This is a genomic window from Nitrospinota bacterium (assembly GCA_035528715.1).
GTDB lineage: Bacteria > JADFOP01 > JADFOP01 > DATKYB01 > DATKYB01 > DATKYB01.
This window is the reverse complement of the sequence record DATKYB010000069.1, coordinates 1-15,707: the sequence shown is the minus strand read 5'-3', so window position 1 is coordinate 15,707 and position 15,707 is coordinate 1. Positions and strand designations below refer to the sequence as shown.

Sequence of the window (15,707 nt, the reverse complement as noted above, 5' to 3'; positions counted from 1 at the left end):
AAACCCTCTGATTTTAAATCGTTTATTAGTTTTTTTCTACACTCAAGTGTATCCAGCCCTTTATAAATCCCAGCTTCTTCGTTCATGATACCCATTTCGTTAATGACCTTTACCTGAGTGAGATTGTGACGTTTTCCAATTTCAAAGTCATATGGATCATGGGCTGGTGTGACTTTGAGAACGCCTGTTCCGAAACTGGTATCGACATGATTGTCTGGAATTATTGGCAAGATTCTTTCTACAATGGGTAATATCGCTTTTTTACCAATATAGTAATTATATCTTTCATCTTCAGGATTGACTGCAAGAGCCGTATCTCCTAACATCGTTTCAGGCCTTGTTGTTGCTACAATAAGACTTTCTTGCTTATCCAGTAATGGATATCTGATATAATAAAGCTTTCCTCGGGTTTCTTGATATTCTACTTCTAGATCAGACAGGGCTGTAAGGCATCTTGGGCAGCGATTAACTATATAATAATCTTTATATATTAAACCTTCTTCGTAAAGTCTTACAAAGACTTCTCTCACAGCCTTGGAAAGACCCTCATCCATTGTGAACCTTTCTCTTTCCCAGTCACATGAAGCTCCTAATCTTTTTAATTGCTGAATAATCGTACCTCCAGATTTTTCTTTCCAGTCCCAGACCTTTTTAATAAAAGCCTCTCGGCCATACTTCTGTCTATCGGTACCTTCTTCAGCAAGCTGTTTTTCAATAACATTTTGAGTGGCAATTCCAGCATGGTCTGTTCCAAGAATCCACGAAGTATTGTATCCTTCCATTCTTTTCCAACGGATTAATATATCCTGCAATGTATTATTTAAGGCATGGCCAATATGGAGAGTTCCCGTTATATTCGGGGGAGGGATAACAATTGAATAAGATTTTTTTTGAGAATTTTCATCACCATGAGAGAGCTGATGTTCAATCCAGAACTTATACCATTTTTCTTCAACCCTCTTTGGGTCATAACCCTTTTCTAGAACGACAACTTTCAAAATATCATCCTCCTACTGGTCAGCACTACTCTTTAATTTCTCAATTTCTTTTTTTATAATTGATTCTGCAATTCCAGGAACCATTTCTTTTGTGACCTTTTCGACGATTTCATTTATCCGAGGTGTCATTTGATCAAGAGAACTTTTAAATGTTGTTTCTAGCAAATTTCTCAGGTATCTTCCCAAGACTTGATCTAATTCTTTTAAGTCTAGTCTTTCCTCTTCAAAATCTTTTATTTCTTCTTTAGGTTCAAATTTTTCAAATACCTTTGTTTCTGTAGGAGGTTTAAAGATATCTTGTTCTTGTTCTTTTTCAATCACCTCCTCTTCTCTTTCTTTCTTTAAAGAAAGAATATCTTCCTGAGGGGTTTTTTCTTTTGTAATCTCTTTTTCTTCTTTTGGTGGTTCCTCCTCAACCTGTTTCGACGGTAATTCTTCTTCTTTCGTTAACTCTTCGAGGGATATTTCTTCCTCTGTTATTTCCGTTATATCTTTGAGTTCTTCTGAGAGTTTGTCTTTATCTTCCGATTCGATTGGAGTACTCGTAATAATTTTTTCTTTCTTTTCTTCTTCATCAATGAGTTCAAGTCCTAATTCTTCCTCGAGGTCAGAGACTTTTTCCTCAACCAGTGATTGAACCATGTCTAATAAATCCTGCGATTCAAAAGGTTTCTCTATGTATCCGTTGACCCCTATTTTATCCCCTTTCTTTTTGTCAAATTCTTCAAAGCTGTTGGTGAGAAGAATAAAAGGAATATCTTTATATTGAGAATCACTTTTTAGCTTTTCACAGAGGTCTATACCGTTTAGACCTGGCATAGAAATATCAGCAAGTATAATATCAGGTCTGTCTCCTTTTACCTTTTGTAATGCGTCAAGACCATTACCGACTACACATACTTCAAAATCTTCTTCTTGAAAGGTAATTTCAACAATCTTTTGTATAGTAACGCTATCATCAGCTAATAATATTTTTTTACTCATCTTTATAGTCTCCCTAATAATTCTTTTAAAAAGAATTATTTATTTTTATCCTCGTAGAAATGATTTTCTTTTAGCTTCTGCGAATCTATTTCATTGAAAGGAGTTACTATTCCTCCAGATATAATGAGCTTAAGTCCTTCTTCTACGCTCATTGAAAGCGGTATAATGCTCTCTTTAGGAACAAACAGCAAAAAACCTGAGGTTGGATTGGGGGTTGTAGGGATAAAAACATTCATAATCTCCTTTTCAGTTTTGTTCTGAATTTCTCCCTTACTTTCGCAGGTTAAGAGTCCAAGGCAATAGAGACCTTTGCGTGGATATTCTATCATCACAACCTGATTAAAGGCATTTTTTCTGATAGTGATAGTCTCTATAATCTGTTTGATTGCACCGTATATGCCTCTTATAAATGGAATCTTATTGAGAATGTATTCCCATAATACCAAAACCCTTTTTCCTATTACGCTCGTGGTAAAAATACCCACTAAAAATATTATTAAAACGGTTGTCGTTATACCCAATCCTGGGATTTTGAATCCCTTAGGTAGGGGTGCGCCAAAATATATTAAGAGATTTGTTATAAAAGGTGATAAATTATCCAGTTTTTTAAAGATCCATGTGAGAATAAAAAGGGTGAAGGCAATAGGAAGGATCACCACAAGCCCTGCTAAAAAGATATTTCTTATTTTATGTTTTACCCAGGAAAACAATCTTTAATTCCCCTTTTTTGATTAATTTTAAATATTAAATTCTAAATAATATTTCTTAGAAATACAAGGATTTTCTAAAAATATTATAGAAAATCCGGTTAAGTACTCGGCTTTTTGAACACCAATAAGTAATCGTCAATATAATCTCTGTAATTATCTCTTTAACTGGAACTTTTTTACTGCTTCATTATGTTCTTTAAAGGTCGAGGAAAAGTGGTGTTCTCCATTATTTTTTGAAACAAAATAGAGATAATCTACATCAGCAGGGTAAAGAGCAGCCATTATAGAATCTGTGCCAGGATTTGCTATGGGGGTAGGGGGCAAGCCTGGATAGAGATAAGTATTGTATGGAGAGTCATATGATAAATCTTGTTTTTTTAGATTTCCATCAAAGTCTTCTAAGGCATAAATTACAGTAGGATCGGATTGAAGTAACATATTAGATTTCAATCTATTATGAAACACTGCTGAGACCAATTTTCTTTCGGAATCTATTTGGGCCTCTTTTTCTATTAAAGAAGCCAGAGTCAATATCTTATGGATTGTAAAATTTAAATCTTGCAGTCGTTTTTGAAGCTTTTCTGTAAATAAATTATTCAGACTCTCAATCATTTTGTTTATGATTTCTTCTTCCGTCATTCCTTTAGAAAAATAATATGTATCAGGAAAAAGATAGCCTTCGAGACTTATAGCTTTTATTCCTAAAGAGGATAAAAACTCTCTATCTTGAGTTAAGGAGATAAACTTTTCTTTATTTATCAATTCGTTTTTCTCTAATAGGTTTGCAATGTTTTTTATATTGTAACCTTCGGGGATAGTTATCTTATAGTATACAATTTCCCCTTTATATAATTTTTCCATGATTTCTAATGGAGTCATATCTGTAGATAGCTCATATTCTCCTGACTTTAATTTGTTAGAAATTCCCCTTAAATAGGCTGATGTAATAAATATAGAGTAATTTTTAATAAGGTTTTGTTCATTTAGAAGACGGGCTATTTTTTTCAAACTATACCCTTTAGGTATTTCGACCTTTTTTATTTGTTTAAAAGAACTTTGAGGGGTATTTACGGATATATCAATATAGGCCATACTGATGAAGACAACTATGGACAAAAATATCAATAGTAGAGGTATAATTTGTCTTTTTTTATTTTTCATTTTCCTCTGATTTAGAAAAGAACTTTTTTCGATCTAAATAGTTTTGAAGAATTAATTGTGCAGCTATTTTATCAATCCTTTTTTTTCTCTTTTTTCTGCTGAGGTCTCCTTCAATCATGACCTTAGTTGCCATAACGGTTGTAAGCCTCTCATCCCAAAAAATTATTGGAATATTGAGGCTTTTCTTTAATTGTTCCGTAAAATGAATTACTTTTTTTGCCTGATGCCCTATACTTCCATCCATATTTTTAGGGAAGCCTATAATAATTTCTCCAACATCATATTTCTCAATAATTACTTTTAAAGACGCAATATCAACATTGATGTTCTTTCTTTTGAGAGTGGTAAGAGCTTGTGCTGTTATCCCAAGCCCGTCACTTACAGCAATACCTATATTCTTATCTCCGATATCTAATCCCATTAACTTTTTCATTTAAATTTTTGATTTCTCTAAGACGATATTATTCTTTTCCAAGGTTGTTCCGAGTATTCTATAAAGCTCTGCTACGGATTTGTTATAGTCTGTTATGGCCTGAGCTTCGTTACTGAGTGCAACTGACAGTTTTTCCTGAAAATCCAAAACAAAAAAAGACGTGGACATCCCTACTTCTAATTTTTTTTCTTCAACTTCTAGCTGTTTTTGGGCTAAGATTCTTGCAACCTTTGTTGCATGAACCCTTTTTGTATCTGTTTGTATCTGTCGAACAGCATTTCTTACCTCTTCAAAGATTTGTAGCTCAAGATTATTTATATCCATCTTGGCCTGCTGGATTTCTAATCGTCTTCTGGTATATTGACTCCTCGCTTGCCTATTGCCTATAGGTATTTCTATCTCTACCCCTAAACTCCAAAAGGGATTGTTGGTGGAAGATAGCTCATCAACAGAGTTTCCCAAGTTTCCTTCTAGAGCATTATAGCCCCCTTTAGCTACAAAGTCTAATTTCGGAAGCAACTGATTTTTAGCAAATCTCATCTGTATTTTTGTATTTTCTAAATTCTTTTTTATCCTCGCATAATCAGGCCTGTTTTGAAGTGCCTCTTTTACGCTTTCGGATAAAGATATATCTATGGTTTCAAAGGAAGGTTTATCTATGGGAACAACAGAAATATCCCATTCATCAAATTTACTAGAGAGATTTAAAATTCTTTTAAGTCTGTCTTCCGCATCTTTTATAGCATCCTCAGCAACAATGACATCCTCTTCTCTTACAGCTACCCTTGCCTCTCCCTGAACGATCTCTAATGGCGCAAGTGTTCCAGCCTCGACCTGGATTTTACCTCTCTCTAAGAATTCTTTGGCTAATCCTAAAGACTTCTGTTTTGCCTGAAGGTCTTCGATCCTGAAGACCAACTCCCAATATGTCTTTTGAACATCGGATATAATCTTTATGACCTGCTCACGAAAGGTATCATCAGAAATAGCTTTATTGTTCTGAGCTATGTAGATGTCCGTTTTATTTACATCTACCCAGAAGTTTCTCAGTAGGGGTTGGGCAAGTTTTAGGCTAATATCGGTTTCATATTCAGACGCAAAATTATTAAACGTATCCGCATTTCTAAAGTTATTAACTTCTAAGCTTGTTTCAGTTCCAGTGACAAATTTCTGAGTAATATTGCCTTTGAAGGTATTTGTTTCAGCATCAACAGTAGGAGGTCCTCCAAACCGGATTGTTCGAGCAGTAGAAGGGGTAATCTCATCAGCCTTGTCAATACTCATTGAAAAGACAGGATCAAATGCTGATTTTTCTTTAGTGATGTCTGTTTCCTGAATCTTTGGGTTAAATCTCTCTATGGCAATGTCTATATTATTTTCTAGTGCCTTAACAATAGCGTCTTTTATAGATAAAGAGAGTTTCTTTTCTGTTCCTAAAGGAGTAAATTTTGTTTTTTTGTCGGTATTCATCTCTTGAGCCCAGGTGATTTTAGGAGACAAAAGAATAAATAATAGAGATATGGATAGAAATTTTTGAAAGATTTTGGTGATTAAGTATATTTTTCTCATAACTCCCTCCTTAAAAAATTATTTTTTTACACCCTCTAAAAAAAGGTTTACTACAAATGATGTATTATCAACTAGATTATATGTCTCGCCAATCATTATCCATTGCAGCATAAAGGCATGAATTAATCCTGCGAGAGAAACAGATACCATTTTAGAATCCAGATTCTTTAAAATATTTTTATCTACTCCTTCTTGGATAAACTTGGCAATCAGGTCAATATGCGATTGGTACTTTTTTATTATCTCTTTTTTTAATTCGATCTTTACCTCAGCAAAAAACCGACTCCTTTCAGAAGAGAATATCTTAAAAAAATCTTCATTTTCTTGATAAAAAGCAAACTGGGCATTAACAAGATTTTCCAATCTTTTTAAAAAATCTCTTTTTTCTGTTAGAACTTTTGAGGTAATAGAAAAAATATTTTCTACCCTTTCCTCTATTAGAGAAAGGAATAGTTCCAGTTTGTTTTTGAAATAAATATAGACAGTCCCTTTCCCAATATTGGCAATCTTTGCAATTTCGTCTACTGTAGTATTTTGAAAGCCTTTTTCTGCAAAAATCTTTTCAGCAGCCTGGAAAATCTCTCTTCTTTTTGAAATCTGTATGTCTGATTTCTTCTTAAAATGTTTCATATCTTTCACTCCCATAATAAGTGACTGACTGTTCAGTCATATTATAAAAATTTGAGAAGCTTGTGTCAATGAATTTATTCAAATTAAAACAAAGGTCATCAATAAAGAGAAGTTTTAAACACAGAGATTTTTGTCTTATATTGTAAACAAAAATCCTTTGATATTGACAAAATTAACAAGATTATGTTACTGTTTTGACTTTTAAATGAAAGAATATACTTAGAGATAAGACGAAAAGGAATTTAAAAGACCATTCTCAAAAAAGGTTTATAACTGTGTTGAATTTCACGATGGTCTTAATTGTATATCAGATGATGTAATATATTTTTATTTAAAATTAATGAAAATAATAACAAATTATGAAAAGCTTAAAGAGAGGATCAGAAAACCTGTTCTTGCTATTGGAAACTTTGATGGGGTACATCTTGGACATCAGACTATCCTTAAAAGTACAGTAAAAGAAGCAAATAAGATAAAAGGAATTCCTATAGCATTAACCTTTCAACCCCATCCCTTAAGGGTTTTAACCCCTGAAAAATGTCCGCCTCTTATTACATCCTTTCAAAAAAAAGCAGAATTAATAAAGAATTGTGGTATAGAGATATTAATTAGCGTTAATTTTACCAAACAATTTTCAAAGATGAGGGCAAGATCTTTTGCAAAGGATGTTATCTGCAAAGAGATAGGGACTAAAGAAGTTTTTGTAGGAAAAAATTTTACCTTTGGTCGAGGAAAGGAGGGCGATTCCAAAACCCTATTAGAATTAGGAAAAGAGTTTGGATTCAAGGTCAACATCGTAAGATCATTCAGAATAGGTCAAAAAATTGTGAGCAGTTCCAATATAAGAAAACTTGTTACAAAAGGGAAGGTAGAAGACGGGAAAGTCTTCTTAGGAAGGTACCATTCTATAAGGGGTAAGGTAATCTATGGTGCTAAAAGAGGAATGAAATTGGGCTTTCCAACAGCTAATATTCAGTTATCAGGTTTTTTGATTCCTTCTGTTGGTGTATATGCTGCAAAGATAAAGTTGTATAATAAAATATATAATGGGGTGAGCTATATTGGTTTTAACCCCACTTTTCATAGGGATACCCTTCTTATTGAGGCACATCTATTCGATTTTCACGAAATAATTTATGGAGAATCGATTGAGATTAGCTTTATAGCAAGAATCAGAGGAGAAGAATTTTTTGAAACAAAGAAAGAATTAGTGAATCAAATATCAAAAGATATAGAAGTAGCTAAAAACATTCTCGGGAGAGAGACTTAGAAAGGGACATTAATAATGAAGAAAAGTTTTTGGTTTGGAATATTAATAAGCGCCATCTTTGTTTTTTTTATTGTCTATAGACTTGATTTCAAAGAATTAGGCACTGCCTTAAAGTCTGCCAGTTATATATTTCTGATCCCTATTTTTTTGTTATTTGTATTAAACCTCCTCATAAGGTCGCTTCGATGGCAGTACCTTATAAAGCCAGTAAAAAAGATTCGAGTAAAAAGCCTTTTTTCTGCTACATCTATTGGTTTTATGGCGAATATGGTTCTTCCAGTAAGGATGGGGGAATTTGTAAGGGCCTTTGTTTTGGGCTATAAAGAGAGAATTAGTAAAAGTGCTTCCTTTGCGACGATTGTGGTTGAAAGGCTGTTGGATGGTTTTACCATTCTTTCAATATTAATCTTAATCCTTACCTTTGTCAATTTTCCTGAAGAAATGGGTTTTATAGGGAAGCATTTAAAAACTGCCGGGTACCTTTCATTTGTATTCTATCTATTTATTCTTGGCATCTTAATTTTGTTGAGGTTGAATAAATCAAGGGTGAACAGGTGGTTTAGAACCATTTTCTTTTTTCTGCCCGACCGCGTCCTCAATAGATTACTTCAAATTTTAGATTCCTTTGAGTCTGGCCTTCAGATACTAGAGGGAGGGAGACAGTTCTTTCCCATAATATTTCTTTCTGCACTCCTCTGGTTAACCGTTGTTATTGTCAATTATATTGTATTTGTTTCATTTCATTTAAACCTCCCCCTATACGCTCCATTTTTTTTAGTGGTTATGCAAGCCATTGGAGTGATGATACCTTCTTCTCCAGGTTTTATAGGAACTTTTCATGCAGCCAGCGTAATCGGTTTGGCCTTTTTTGGTGTCTCTAAAGAAGTGGCCTTGAGTGCTGCCATAGTCATGCACGCCGCTTTTTTCATACCTATAGTAACCTTAGGATTTATATTTTTATGGACAGAACATATCTCTTTTAGAGAACTTCAAGATATTAAAGAAAAAAGGCTAACTGAGGATTAATCAATTTCCTGGAGAAGATCATTCCTATTTCATAAAAAGAAAAACCAAGATTGAGGAGAAAACTGAAAGAAAAGATTGATTAGATCTGAAAATTGTGTAAAATATTTCTGGTTGCCGAAGTGGCGGAATTGGTAGACGCGCTAGGTTCAGGGTCTAGTGGGCGTAAGCCTGTAGGGGTTCGAGTCCCCTCTTCGGCACCAAATCTAAATTGAACAATTCATCTCAAACCAGTTATATAAAGAGAATCTTTAGATTTTGGTTAAATAAGTTTTGCGAGACAGCTTTTTCGTCAAAAATATCCTCAGATTTATTTTTTCATTTTATATGAATCAAATCAGAATTTAAAGGAGGCTATGGATGCCTTTTAGAAAATCACAACCCATCCTTCTTGCAGGAGAGTGGAGAGAGGCTGATGCTATTGATACCTTTCATGCAGTTAATCCGATGACAAAAAAGGTTATAGATATAGAATATCCTATTAGCTCAATGAAAGATGTTGAGTTTGCCCTTGGTAAGGCGACAAAAGCATCTGAACAGTTATTAAAAGTTCCTCCAGAGCAGATTGGAGATTTTCTTGAGTGTTATGCGGAGCTTATTGAAAAGCGAAGAATTGAGTTGGTTGAAATGGCCTTTGAAGAAACCGCCCTTCCTAAGGAGCCGAGGCTCAACACAATAGAACTCCCAAGAACAACAGACCAGCTGAGACAGGCAGCTGCTGCGTCAAAGGAGAGGTCGTGGAAAATGCCCATCATTGATACAAAGGTAAATATTCGTTCAATTTTTGCTTCCCTTGAAGGTGCTGTGGTTGTTTTTGGCCCCAACAACTTTCCCTTTGCCTTTAATAGTGTCTCCGGTGGAGACTTTGCAGCTGCAATCGCAGCAGGAAATCCAGTAATAGCCAAAGCAAATCCTTCCCATCCCTCTACGACCCGCCTTCTTGCTGAAGAGGCACTAAAGGCATTAAAGGAGGTTAAATTACCCCTTTTTAGTGTTCAGCTTTTATATGGTTTAAGATACGAGGATGGAGAAAAGATGGTGTCCCATCCTTTGGTTGGAGCTACTGCATATACGGGATCAAAAAAAGCTGGTCTCAAACTAAAAGCAGCTGCAGATCGGGCAGGCAAACCTATATATTTAGAGATGAGCAGTATCAATCCTGTGATTATACTACCTGGTGCTCTTGAAGAAAGAAGAGAAGAGGTTATCGAGGAGTTTTTGACATCGTTTTTTATGGGAACGGGGCAGTTTTGCACTAAACCAGGTTTAGTAGTAATGATAAAAGATGAGGAATCAGAAATTTTTGTTGAAGAGGTTAAAAAACAATTAGAGAATAGACCGATGGGTACGCTTCTAAGCGAGGGCGTGGAGAGAAATCTTGATTTAAGTATCGAGGCATTGCAATCCGCAGGTGCAGAAAAAGTAACTGGCGGAGCTAAAGTTAGTAAAGAGGGTTATTGTTTCCAAAACACTCTCCTCAGAATAAGCGGACAAAAGTTTCTTAAAAACCCAAAAGCCTTCCAGCAAGAGGCTTTTGGTAATGCAGCGCTCTTTGTTTTAGCAGAAAATTCAGAGGAAATTTTAAAAATAATAAGATCTCTTGATGGAAATTTAACGGCTTCGATTTACAGTCATCGACATGGAAAAGATAATGGAATATATGATAAAATTGCTCCACTTCTCAGGAGAAAGGTGGGGCGGCTTTTAAATGATAAGATGCCAACAGGTGTTGCAGTATCTCCGGCCATGAATCACGGTGGACCTTATCCGGCAACAGGACACCCAGGCTTTACCTCTGTTGGTATTCCAGCTTCTATGCTGAGATTTGTCATGCTACAATGTTATGATAATGTCAGAGAAAAAAGGTTACCGCTTGAACTTCAAGATAAGAATCCAACAGGGAAGCTCTGGAGGAGGATTGACGGCGAGTGGACGCAGGGGGATGTAAAATAGGAAAATAAAACTGGGGGTTCATTCTACATGAAGGAGAAAATTGAGAGCACATACAATACAGGTTTAGAGGAATATGACACCCTGATAAAAAAGCTGGCGGAATTGTGTGCCTTGCCAGAAGATAAAACTCTGATTCAGGAAATATTAACCACAGCAGTAAAGTTAGGATTGGAAAAAGCAGATCATGGGGATCTGAAGCTGATAAACTCTGCATTAAAGGAGCTGAGATACAGCTTTAAGGTATTTTCTCTCTATAGAAATGTTAAAAAGGTAGCTATTTTTGGCTCTACACGCACGAAAAAGGAGTCCCCTGAATACGAGTTAGCTGAGGAGTTTGCCAGGAAGATTGTTACGCATGGTTTTATGGTCATTACAGGGGCTGGTAGCGGAATCATGGAGGCTGCGAATAAAGGGGCAGGCAAAGACAAAAGCTTTGGTGTTAACATCAGGCTTCCCTTTGGGCAAAAACCCAATCCCTACATTGCCAATGATGATTCAAAGCTCATAAATTTTAAATACTTTTTCACCAGAAAGCTTATCTTTATTAAAGAATCGAATGCTACGGTTCTCTTTCCTGGCGGTTTTGGTACTAATGATGAGGGTTTTGAAACCTTGACTCTCTTTCAGACAGGAAAGACCCTGCCAAGACCGATTATCCTGATAGAGCCCAAGGGGTTTGGTTATTGGGAGAAATACCTCGAATTTCTTCATAAGGGTGTGTTACATAATAAATATATCCTGGAAAATGATCTTAAGCTTTTGAGGTTAGTAAGTGAGGCAGACGCTGCAGTAGAAGAGATTGTAAGATTTTACAGGGTTTATCATTCACTAAGGTATATTGGTGATTTAACAGTACTCCGCCTCAACTGTATGCTTTCAGAAGATAAGATAAGAGATTTAAAAGAGGGTTTTCAGGACATTTTACTTGATAGAAATATAGAGCAAAGAGGCGCCCTTGAGGAGGAGATTCAGAATGGAGAATATCCAGATTTGCCCCGCCTTGTCTTGAGGTTTGATAAAAAGAGTTTCGGCAAACTGCGCGAGATGATTAATATGATTAATACCGATTAAAAAATTTTTCTTAGAAAGATTTCTTCCTATTTATAGCTCTCTAAGTAACTCCTTCCAAAGTTCTATATGCTTCTCTTCATCCATAAGGATTCTTTCGATCAAGGCTTTTGTTTCAGGATCAAAGGGTGTGGTATTTAGAGTTTTTTCATAGTCCAAAACGGCCTTTTGTTCTAAAGAGATATTCATTCTGAGAGCCCTTTTTAGGCCTGAAAGAGAGCTGAAAAGGCCGAGAAAGAAACCACCAATAGTAAATAGATATGAAAAGGGTGAATGTCTCTTCCCTTTTTCTATGATTTTTCTTTTTAAATCCTCTATGTGATTTCTTTCATTTCGGTAGGCATCTGTGATTTCTTTTTTTATCGCTTGGCAGGAAGATGATTCCATCTGCCTTTTATAAATTTCAGCAGCAGTCACTTCAAAGCGATGCATTCTTTTTAAACTTTTTACAATGTCTTTTTCTGTCATTTTTATTAAAGAAAGAGGGTCCTTAAATTAATTATATTATCTTTCTCAATCGATTTCACTATAATAATAACTGTTTTAAAATTGTATTAAAGGAGAAGAGGGATGATAGAAAATTTAGAAGAGAGAATAGGTGATCTGTATCAGGAGAAGACCAAATATCAGAGAAAGAGGATGAAAGGGGGTTTTCTGGATTGGGCTTCTAAACCGAAATTATATAAAGAATATCCTGAATGTGAATTCATATCTCTGCCAGAGCCAGAGCAAAGGGGTGGAGAGGGGCTTTGGGGTTTGATAAAAAAAAGAAGGTCCTTTCGTGATTTTAGTATTTATCAGATGCCTTTAATTCATCTTTCCCAGCTTTTATGGGCAACGCAAGGAATAACACTTAGAACAGAGATGATAGAGTTTAGGGTTTCTCCGTCAGCAGGAGCCTTATATCCCATCGAGACCTATCTCGTCGTTAATAATGTAGAGGATATAGAAAGGGGGATTTATCACTATAATGTTTTAAGACATGGAGCGGAGCTTTTAAAATCAGGGGATTTTAGCACTCCTATTGCAAGGGCGGGCCTGGATCAGGAGATGCTGGCTTTTGCCAGTGTTGTCTTTGTATGGACAGCTGTGGTTGAACGATCCAAGTGGAAATATAGACAGAGGGCTTATCGCTATATATATCTCGATGCAGGGCATATAGGACAGAGCCTTGCCATTGCATCAGAGGCTTTGGGTCTGGGAGCATGTGCTGTTGGAGCCCTCTTTGATGAAGAGGTCAACAGACTTCTCAATATAGATGGAGAAAAAGAGACAGTCGTCTATATGACGGCTGTTGGAAGATAGAGAGATTTTTAAACAAATTGGTTGGTAAAGAGGCCTTCAATAGCTGTCTTTTTCTCAATCACGCCTCTCTCATACAAAAAGTCCTGAACGCTCATCCATCTTTCTTTTGATTGAGTCATTGACCTTGCGAAAAAGGGCAGGGTGGCTTCAAAGGTCTTTTTGCTTAGTTCTGATTCAAGGCCTGGATTTAATCGATAATAGCTTTTTAAGGCTTCTTCTGGGTTTTTGATGGTCACTTCCATCCCTTTTTTTATGGCGCTCATGAATCTTTTGCAGAGATCAGGATTCTCTTTTGCCTTTTTTTCATTTGTGAAAAAGATTAATTGATACATATCAGGTACGCCATATTCAGGGATTTGGAAAAGGCCGATACTTGCTCCTTTAAGCTCTGCTTCTACCTTTTCAAAGTTTTGAAATGCTCCGAATACTGCATCTACCTCTTTTGAGAGAAGGGCATCAGTAAGATGAAAACCAACGCTTACTAGTGTATAATCTTCCTTTTTTAAGCCTTCGTGTTCTGTTACTGCCTCAATAAAAGGGACATCTATATCGATTCCTGGCCACCCTATTCTTTTCCCCTTTAAATCTTTAACCTTGGATATTCCGCTGTTCTCTAGGTACATGAAAACCACAACCGTATGTTCAAGGAGTGGGCCAACAGATATTAAAGGAAGCCCTTTGGATCTGTTCAGGATGAGGTTTGATTGCTCTCCGACTCCAAAATCGGCCTTATCCAGACCAACGAGTTTTAGAGATTCTTCAGCCGTTGTCGGAACAACAGTAGAGATATCGATTCCCTGCTCTTCGAAAAAGCCCTTTTCTTTGGCCGCAAAAATGGGGAGATGGTCAGGATTGACAAACCATTCAAGAGCTAAGAGGACATAATCCTTTCTGTTCATAGAATTTCAATATGATTGTTTGAATATTTGATAAATTCTTAAATGTAAGCAGAAGTAAGGCTAAAAGATTTCCTCAATCTTTTATATCCTTTTCTCATAGTCACTGCAATAGACAGCATCTGTCTTGTTGATGATACCATGGAGAGTACATCTGCAACATCCATACATCTCATGAACATCGGTTTCTTTAGTGCTGAAATATGGTTCGCAGTATTTACAGGTTAAACAGTCTATAAATTCCCTTTCTTCAACCACTTACAAGACCCTCTCTTTTTAAGACATGATTTGAATGTTGAGAAATATAATATATTTTAAGAATTTGGTCAACATCTAAAAAATATTCTCCTTAAAAGGAAACCTGACATAAACTGAAGAATCATCTTGACTTTTTTCCCTCTTCATGAACAATATTTTGCATTTATTGGAAGAAAAAAATCAGTTTTCAAATTCTGGTTATTTTTTGTTTAAGTATGCATTCTTATAGCAATGGGGAAAGAGGGCATAAGCGGAATGAAGATAAAATTTGAAGGTGCAGCCAAGACAGTAACCGGTTCAAGGCATCTTATTGAAGCAAACGGATATCGAATACTCCTTGATTGCGGAATGTTTCAGGGCAAAAGAAAAGAAGCCTTTGAACTCAATCGTCAATGTTTTTGTGATGGTGAAATGCCGGATGTTATTGTCCTTTCCCATGCGCATATTGACCACTCAGGGAACATACCCTGTTTGACAAAGAAAGGATTTCAGGGTGATATTATCTGTACTGCAGGCACACGAGATTTATGTGCGGCAATGCTCATGGACAGTGCGCACATCCAAGAGCGCGACGTTGAGTTTGTTAACCGCAGGCGTATTAAACAGGGGAAAAATCCCTTTGAGCCCCTCTATATGAAGGAGGATGTGGTAAAAGCCATGGAATGCTTTGTTAGCATAAACTACAATCGCAGACGCCAGATTCTGCCAGGTGTAGCCCTTACCTTTGTCGATGCCGGACATATGCTTGGCAGCACCCATGTTATTTTGGATATAGAAGATAAACATTCAGGGCAAAATACACGCGTGGTTTTCAGCGGCGATATCGGACGGCCCGATATTCCTATCATTCGTGACCCCCAACCCATAACTGAAGGAACAGATATCCTGATTATGGAATCGACTTATGGTAACCGCTTGCTGCCGCCATATCCTGAAACTGAAAAAGAGCTGAAACGGATTATCAGGGAAACGTTTAAACGAGGCGGGACATTACTTATCCCTTCTTTTGCCGTGGGTCGGACACAACAGCTTGTCTATGCCCTGCATAAGCTCTATAACAATAAGGAAATTCCTCCCTTTCCGATCTATGTCGATAGCCCATTAGCAACCAGTGTGACCGATATTTTCCGTCTTCATCCTGAAACCTATGATAAGGAAATGCGCGAATTTCTGTTAAACGATAAAAATCATAACCCGTTTGGCTTCACCACCATGCATTACACGCAAACAGTGGAGGAGTCAAAAGAACTCAACACACTGAAGGGACCCGCGATTATCATGAGTGCCAGCGGAATGATGGAAAGCGGCCGCATTCTACACCATCTAAGAAACCGGATCATGGATTCAAGAAACACGATTCTTATAACCGGCTGGCAGGCCCCAAATACTCTGGGGCGTCGCATCGTAGAGCGACAATCAATAGTAAAGATTTTTGGTGAGGAATATCCA

At 36.5% G+C, this 15,707-nt stretch carries 16 protein-coding genes and 1 tRNA gene; 7 read left to right on the top strand and 10 right to left on the bottom strand.

Annotated elements, in window-relative coordinates; genetic code table 11:
• The 7 genes from VMW81_05455 to VMW81_05425 all read right to left on the bottom strand — a co-directional run.
• Positions 1-998 (bottom strand): class I tRNA ligase family protein (locus tag VMW81_05455; GenBank protein HUU50382.1); only part of this gene is annotated, 998 nt, incomplete at its 3' end.
• 12 nt (positions 999-1,010) lie between these two features.
• Positions 1,011-1,982: a response regulator gene (locus VMW81_05450; GenBank protein HUU50381.1), complete on the bottom strand. Its 972-nt coding sequence runs from the start codon at positions 1,980-1,982 to the stop codon at positions 1,011-1,013.
• 35 nt (positions 1,983-2,017) lie between these two features.
• Entirely contained in the window at positions 2,018-2,692 is a 675-nt protein-coding gene (locus VMW81_05445) for a DUF502 domain-containing protein (GenBank protein HUU50380.1), read from the bottom strand.
• A gap of 153 nt (positions 2,693-2,845) precedes the next feature.
• A complete protein-coding gene (mltG, locus tag VMW81_05440) occupies positions 2,846-3,853 on the bottom strand; it encodes an endolytic transglycosylase MltG (GenBank protein HUU50379.1) in 1,008 nt (335 codons plus the stop codon).
• Positions 3,843-4,286: a Holliday junction resolvase RuvX gene (gene ruvX, locus VMW81_05435; protein ID HUU50378.1), complete on the bottom strand. Its 444-nt coding sequence runs from the start codon at positions 4,284-4,286 to the stop codon at positions 3,843-3,845. Before ruvX ends, mltG begins: the two co-directional genes overlap by 11 nt.
• Entirely contained in the window at positions 4,287-5,855 is a 1,569-nt protein-coding gene (locus VMW81_05430) for a TolC family protein (protein HUU50377.1), read from the bottom strand.
• 18 nt (positions 5,856-5,873) lie between these two features.
• A complete protein-coding gene (locus VMW81_05425; GenBank protein HUU50376.1) occupies positions 5,874-6,485 on the bottom strand; it encodes a TetR/AcrR family transcriptional regulator in 612 nt (203 codons plus the stop codon).
• A gap of 340 nt (positions 6,486-6,825) precedes the next feature.
• On the opposite strand from VMW81_05425, the gene VMW81_05420 reads away from it, so the two are divergent.
• From VMW81_05420 to VMW81_05400, 5 genes are all read left to right on the top strand, one after another.
• Positions 6,826-7,755 (top strand): bifunctional riboflavin kinase/FAD synthetase, encoded by a 930-nt coding sequence (locus tag VMW81_05420; GenBank protein ID HUU50375.1) that lies wholly within the window; start codon positions 6,826-6,828, stop codon positions 7,753-7,755.
• Between the two features lie 15 nt (positions 7,756-7,770).
• The gene (locus VMW81_05415) at positions 7,771-8,781 is read left to right on the top strand and encodes a lysylphosphatidylglycerol synthase transmembrane domain-containing protein (protein ID HUU50374.1); all 1,011 of its coding nucleotides are present in this window, start codon (positions 7,771-7,773) and stop codon (positions 8,779-8,781) included.
• Positions 8,782-8,894: 113 nt separating this feature from the next.
• Positions 8,895-8,981 (top strand) — tRNA-Leu (locus VMW81_05410).
• A gap of 157 nt (positions 8,982-9,138) precedes the next feature.
• Complete coding sequence (locus tag VMW81_05405) at positions 9,139-10,731, top strand: aldehyde dehydrogenase (NADP(+)) (protein HUU50373.1); 1,593 nt, start codon at positions 9,139-9,141, stop codon at positions 10,729-10,731.
• A 27-nt stretch (positions 10,732-10,758) separates the two neighbouring features.
• Complete coding sequence (locus tag VMW81_05400; GenBank protein ID HUU50372.1) at positions 10,759-11,802, top strand: TIGR00730 family Rossman fold protein; 1,044 nt, start codon at positions 10,759-10,761, stop codon at positions 11,800-11,802.
• A 30-nt stretch (positions 11,803-11,832) separates the two neighbouring features.
• On the opposite strand, the gene VMW81_05395 is transcribed toward VMW81_05400, so the two are convergent.
• The gene (locus tag VMW81_05395) at positions 11,833-12,267 is read right to left on the bottom strand and encodes a demethoxyubiquinone hydroxylase family protein (GenBank protein HUU50371.1); all 435 of its coding nucleotides are present in this window, start codon (positions 12,265-12,267) and stop codon (positions 11,833-11,835) included.
• A 102-nt stretch (positions 12,268-12,369) separates the two neighbouring features.
• On the opposite strand from VMW81_05395, the gene VMW81_05390 reads away from it, so the two are divergent.
• Positions 12,370-13,104: a SagB/ThcOx family dehydrogenase gene (locus VMW81_05390; GenBank protein HUU50370.1), complete on the top strand. Its 735-nt coding sequence runs from the start codon at positions 12,370-12,372 to the stop codon at positions 13,102-13,104.
• A gap of 8 nt (positions 13,105-13,112) precedes the next feature.
• Here VMW81_05390 and VMW81_05385 read toward each other — a convergent pair whose 3' ends face one another.
• Positions 13,113-14,003 carry an ABC transporter substrate-binding protein gene (locus VMW81_05385; GenBank protein HUU50369.1) on the bottom strand — a complete coding sequence of 297 codons (891 nt, stop codon included), beginning with the start codon at positions 14,001-14,003 and terminating at the stop codon, positions 13,113-13,115.
• Between the two features lie 81 nt (positions 14,004-14,084).
• Positions 14,085-14,258 (bottom strand): hypothetical protein, encoded by a 174-nt coding sequence (locus VMW81_05380; protein ID HUU50368.1) that lies wholly within the window; start codon positions 14,256-14,258, stop codon positions 14,085-14,087.
• Positions 14,259-14,513: 255 nt separating this feature from the next.
• Here VMW81_05380 and VMW81_05375 point away from each other — a divergent pair.
• Positions 14,514-15,707, top strand: a 1,194-nt coding sequence (locus VMW81_05375; protein ID HUU50367.1) for an MBL fold metallo-hydrolase, incomplete at its 3' end; no start/stop codon positions are given.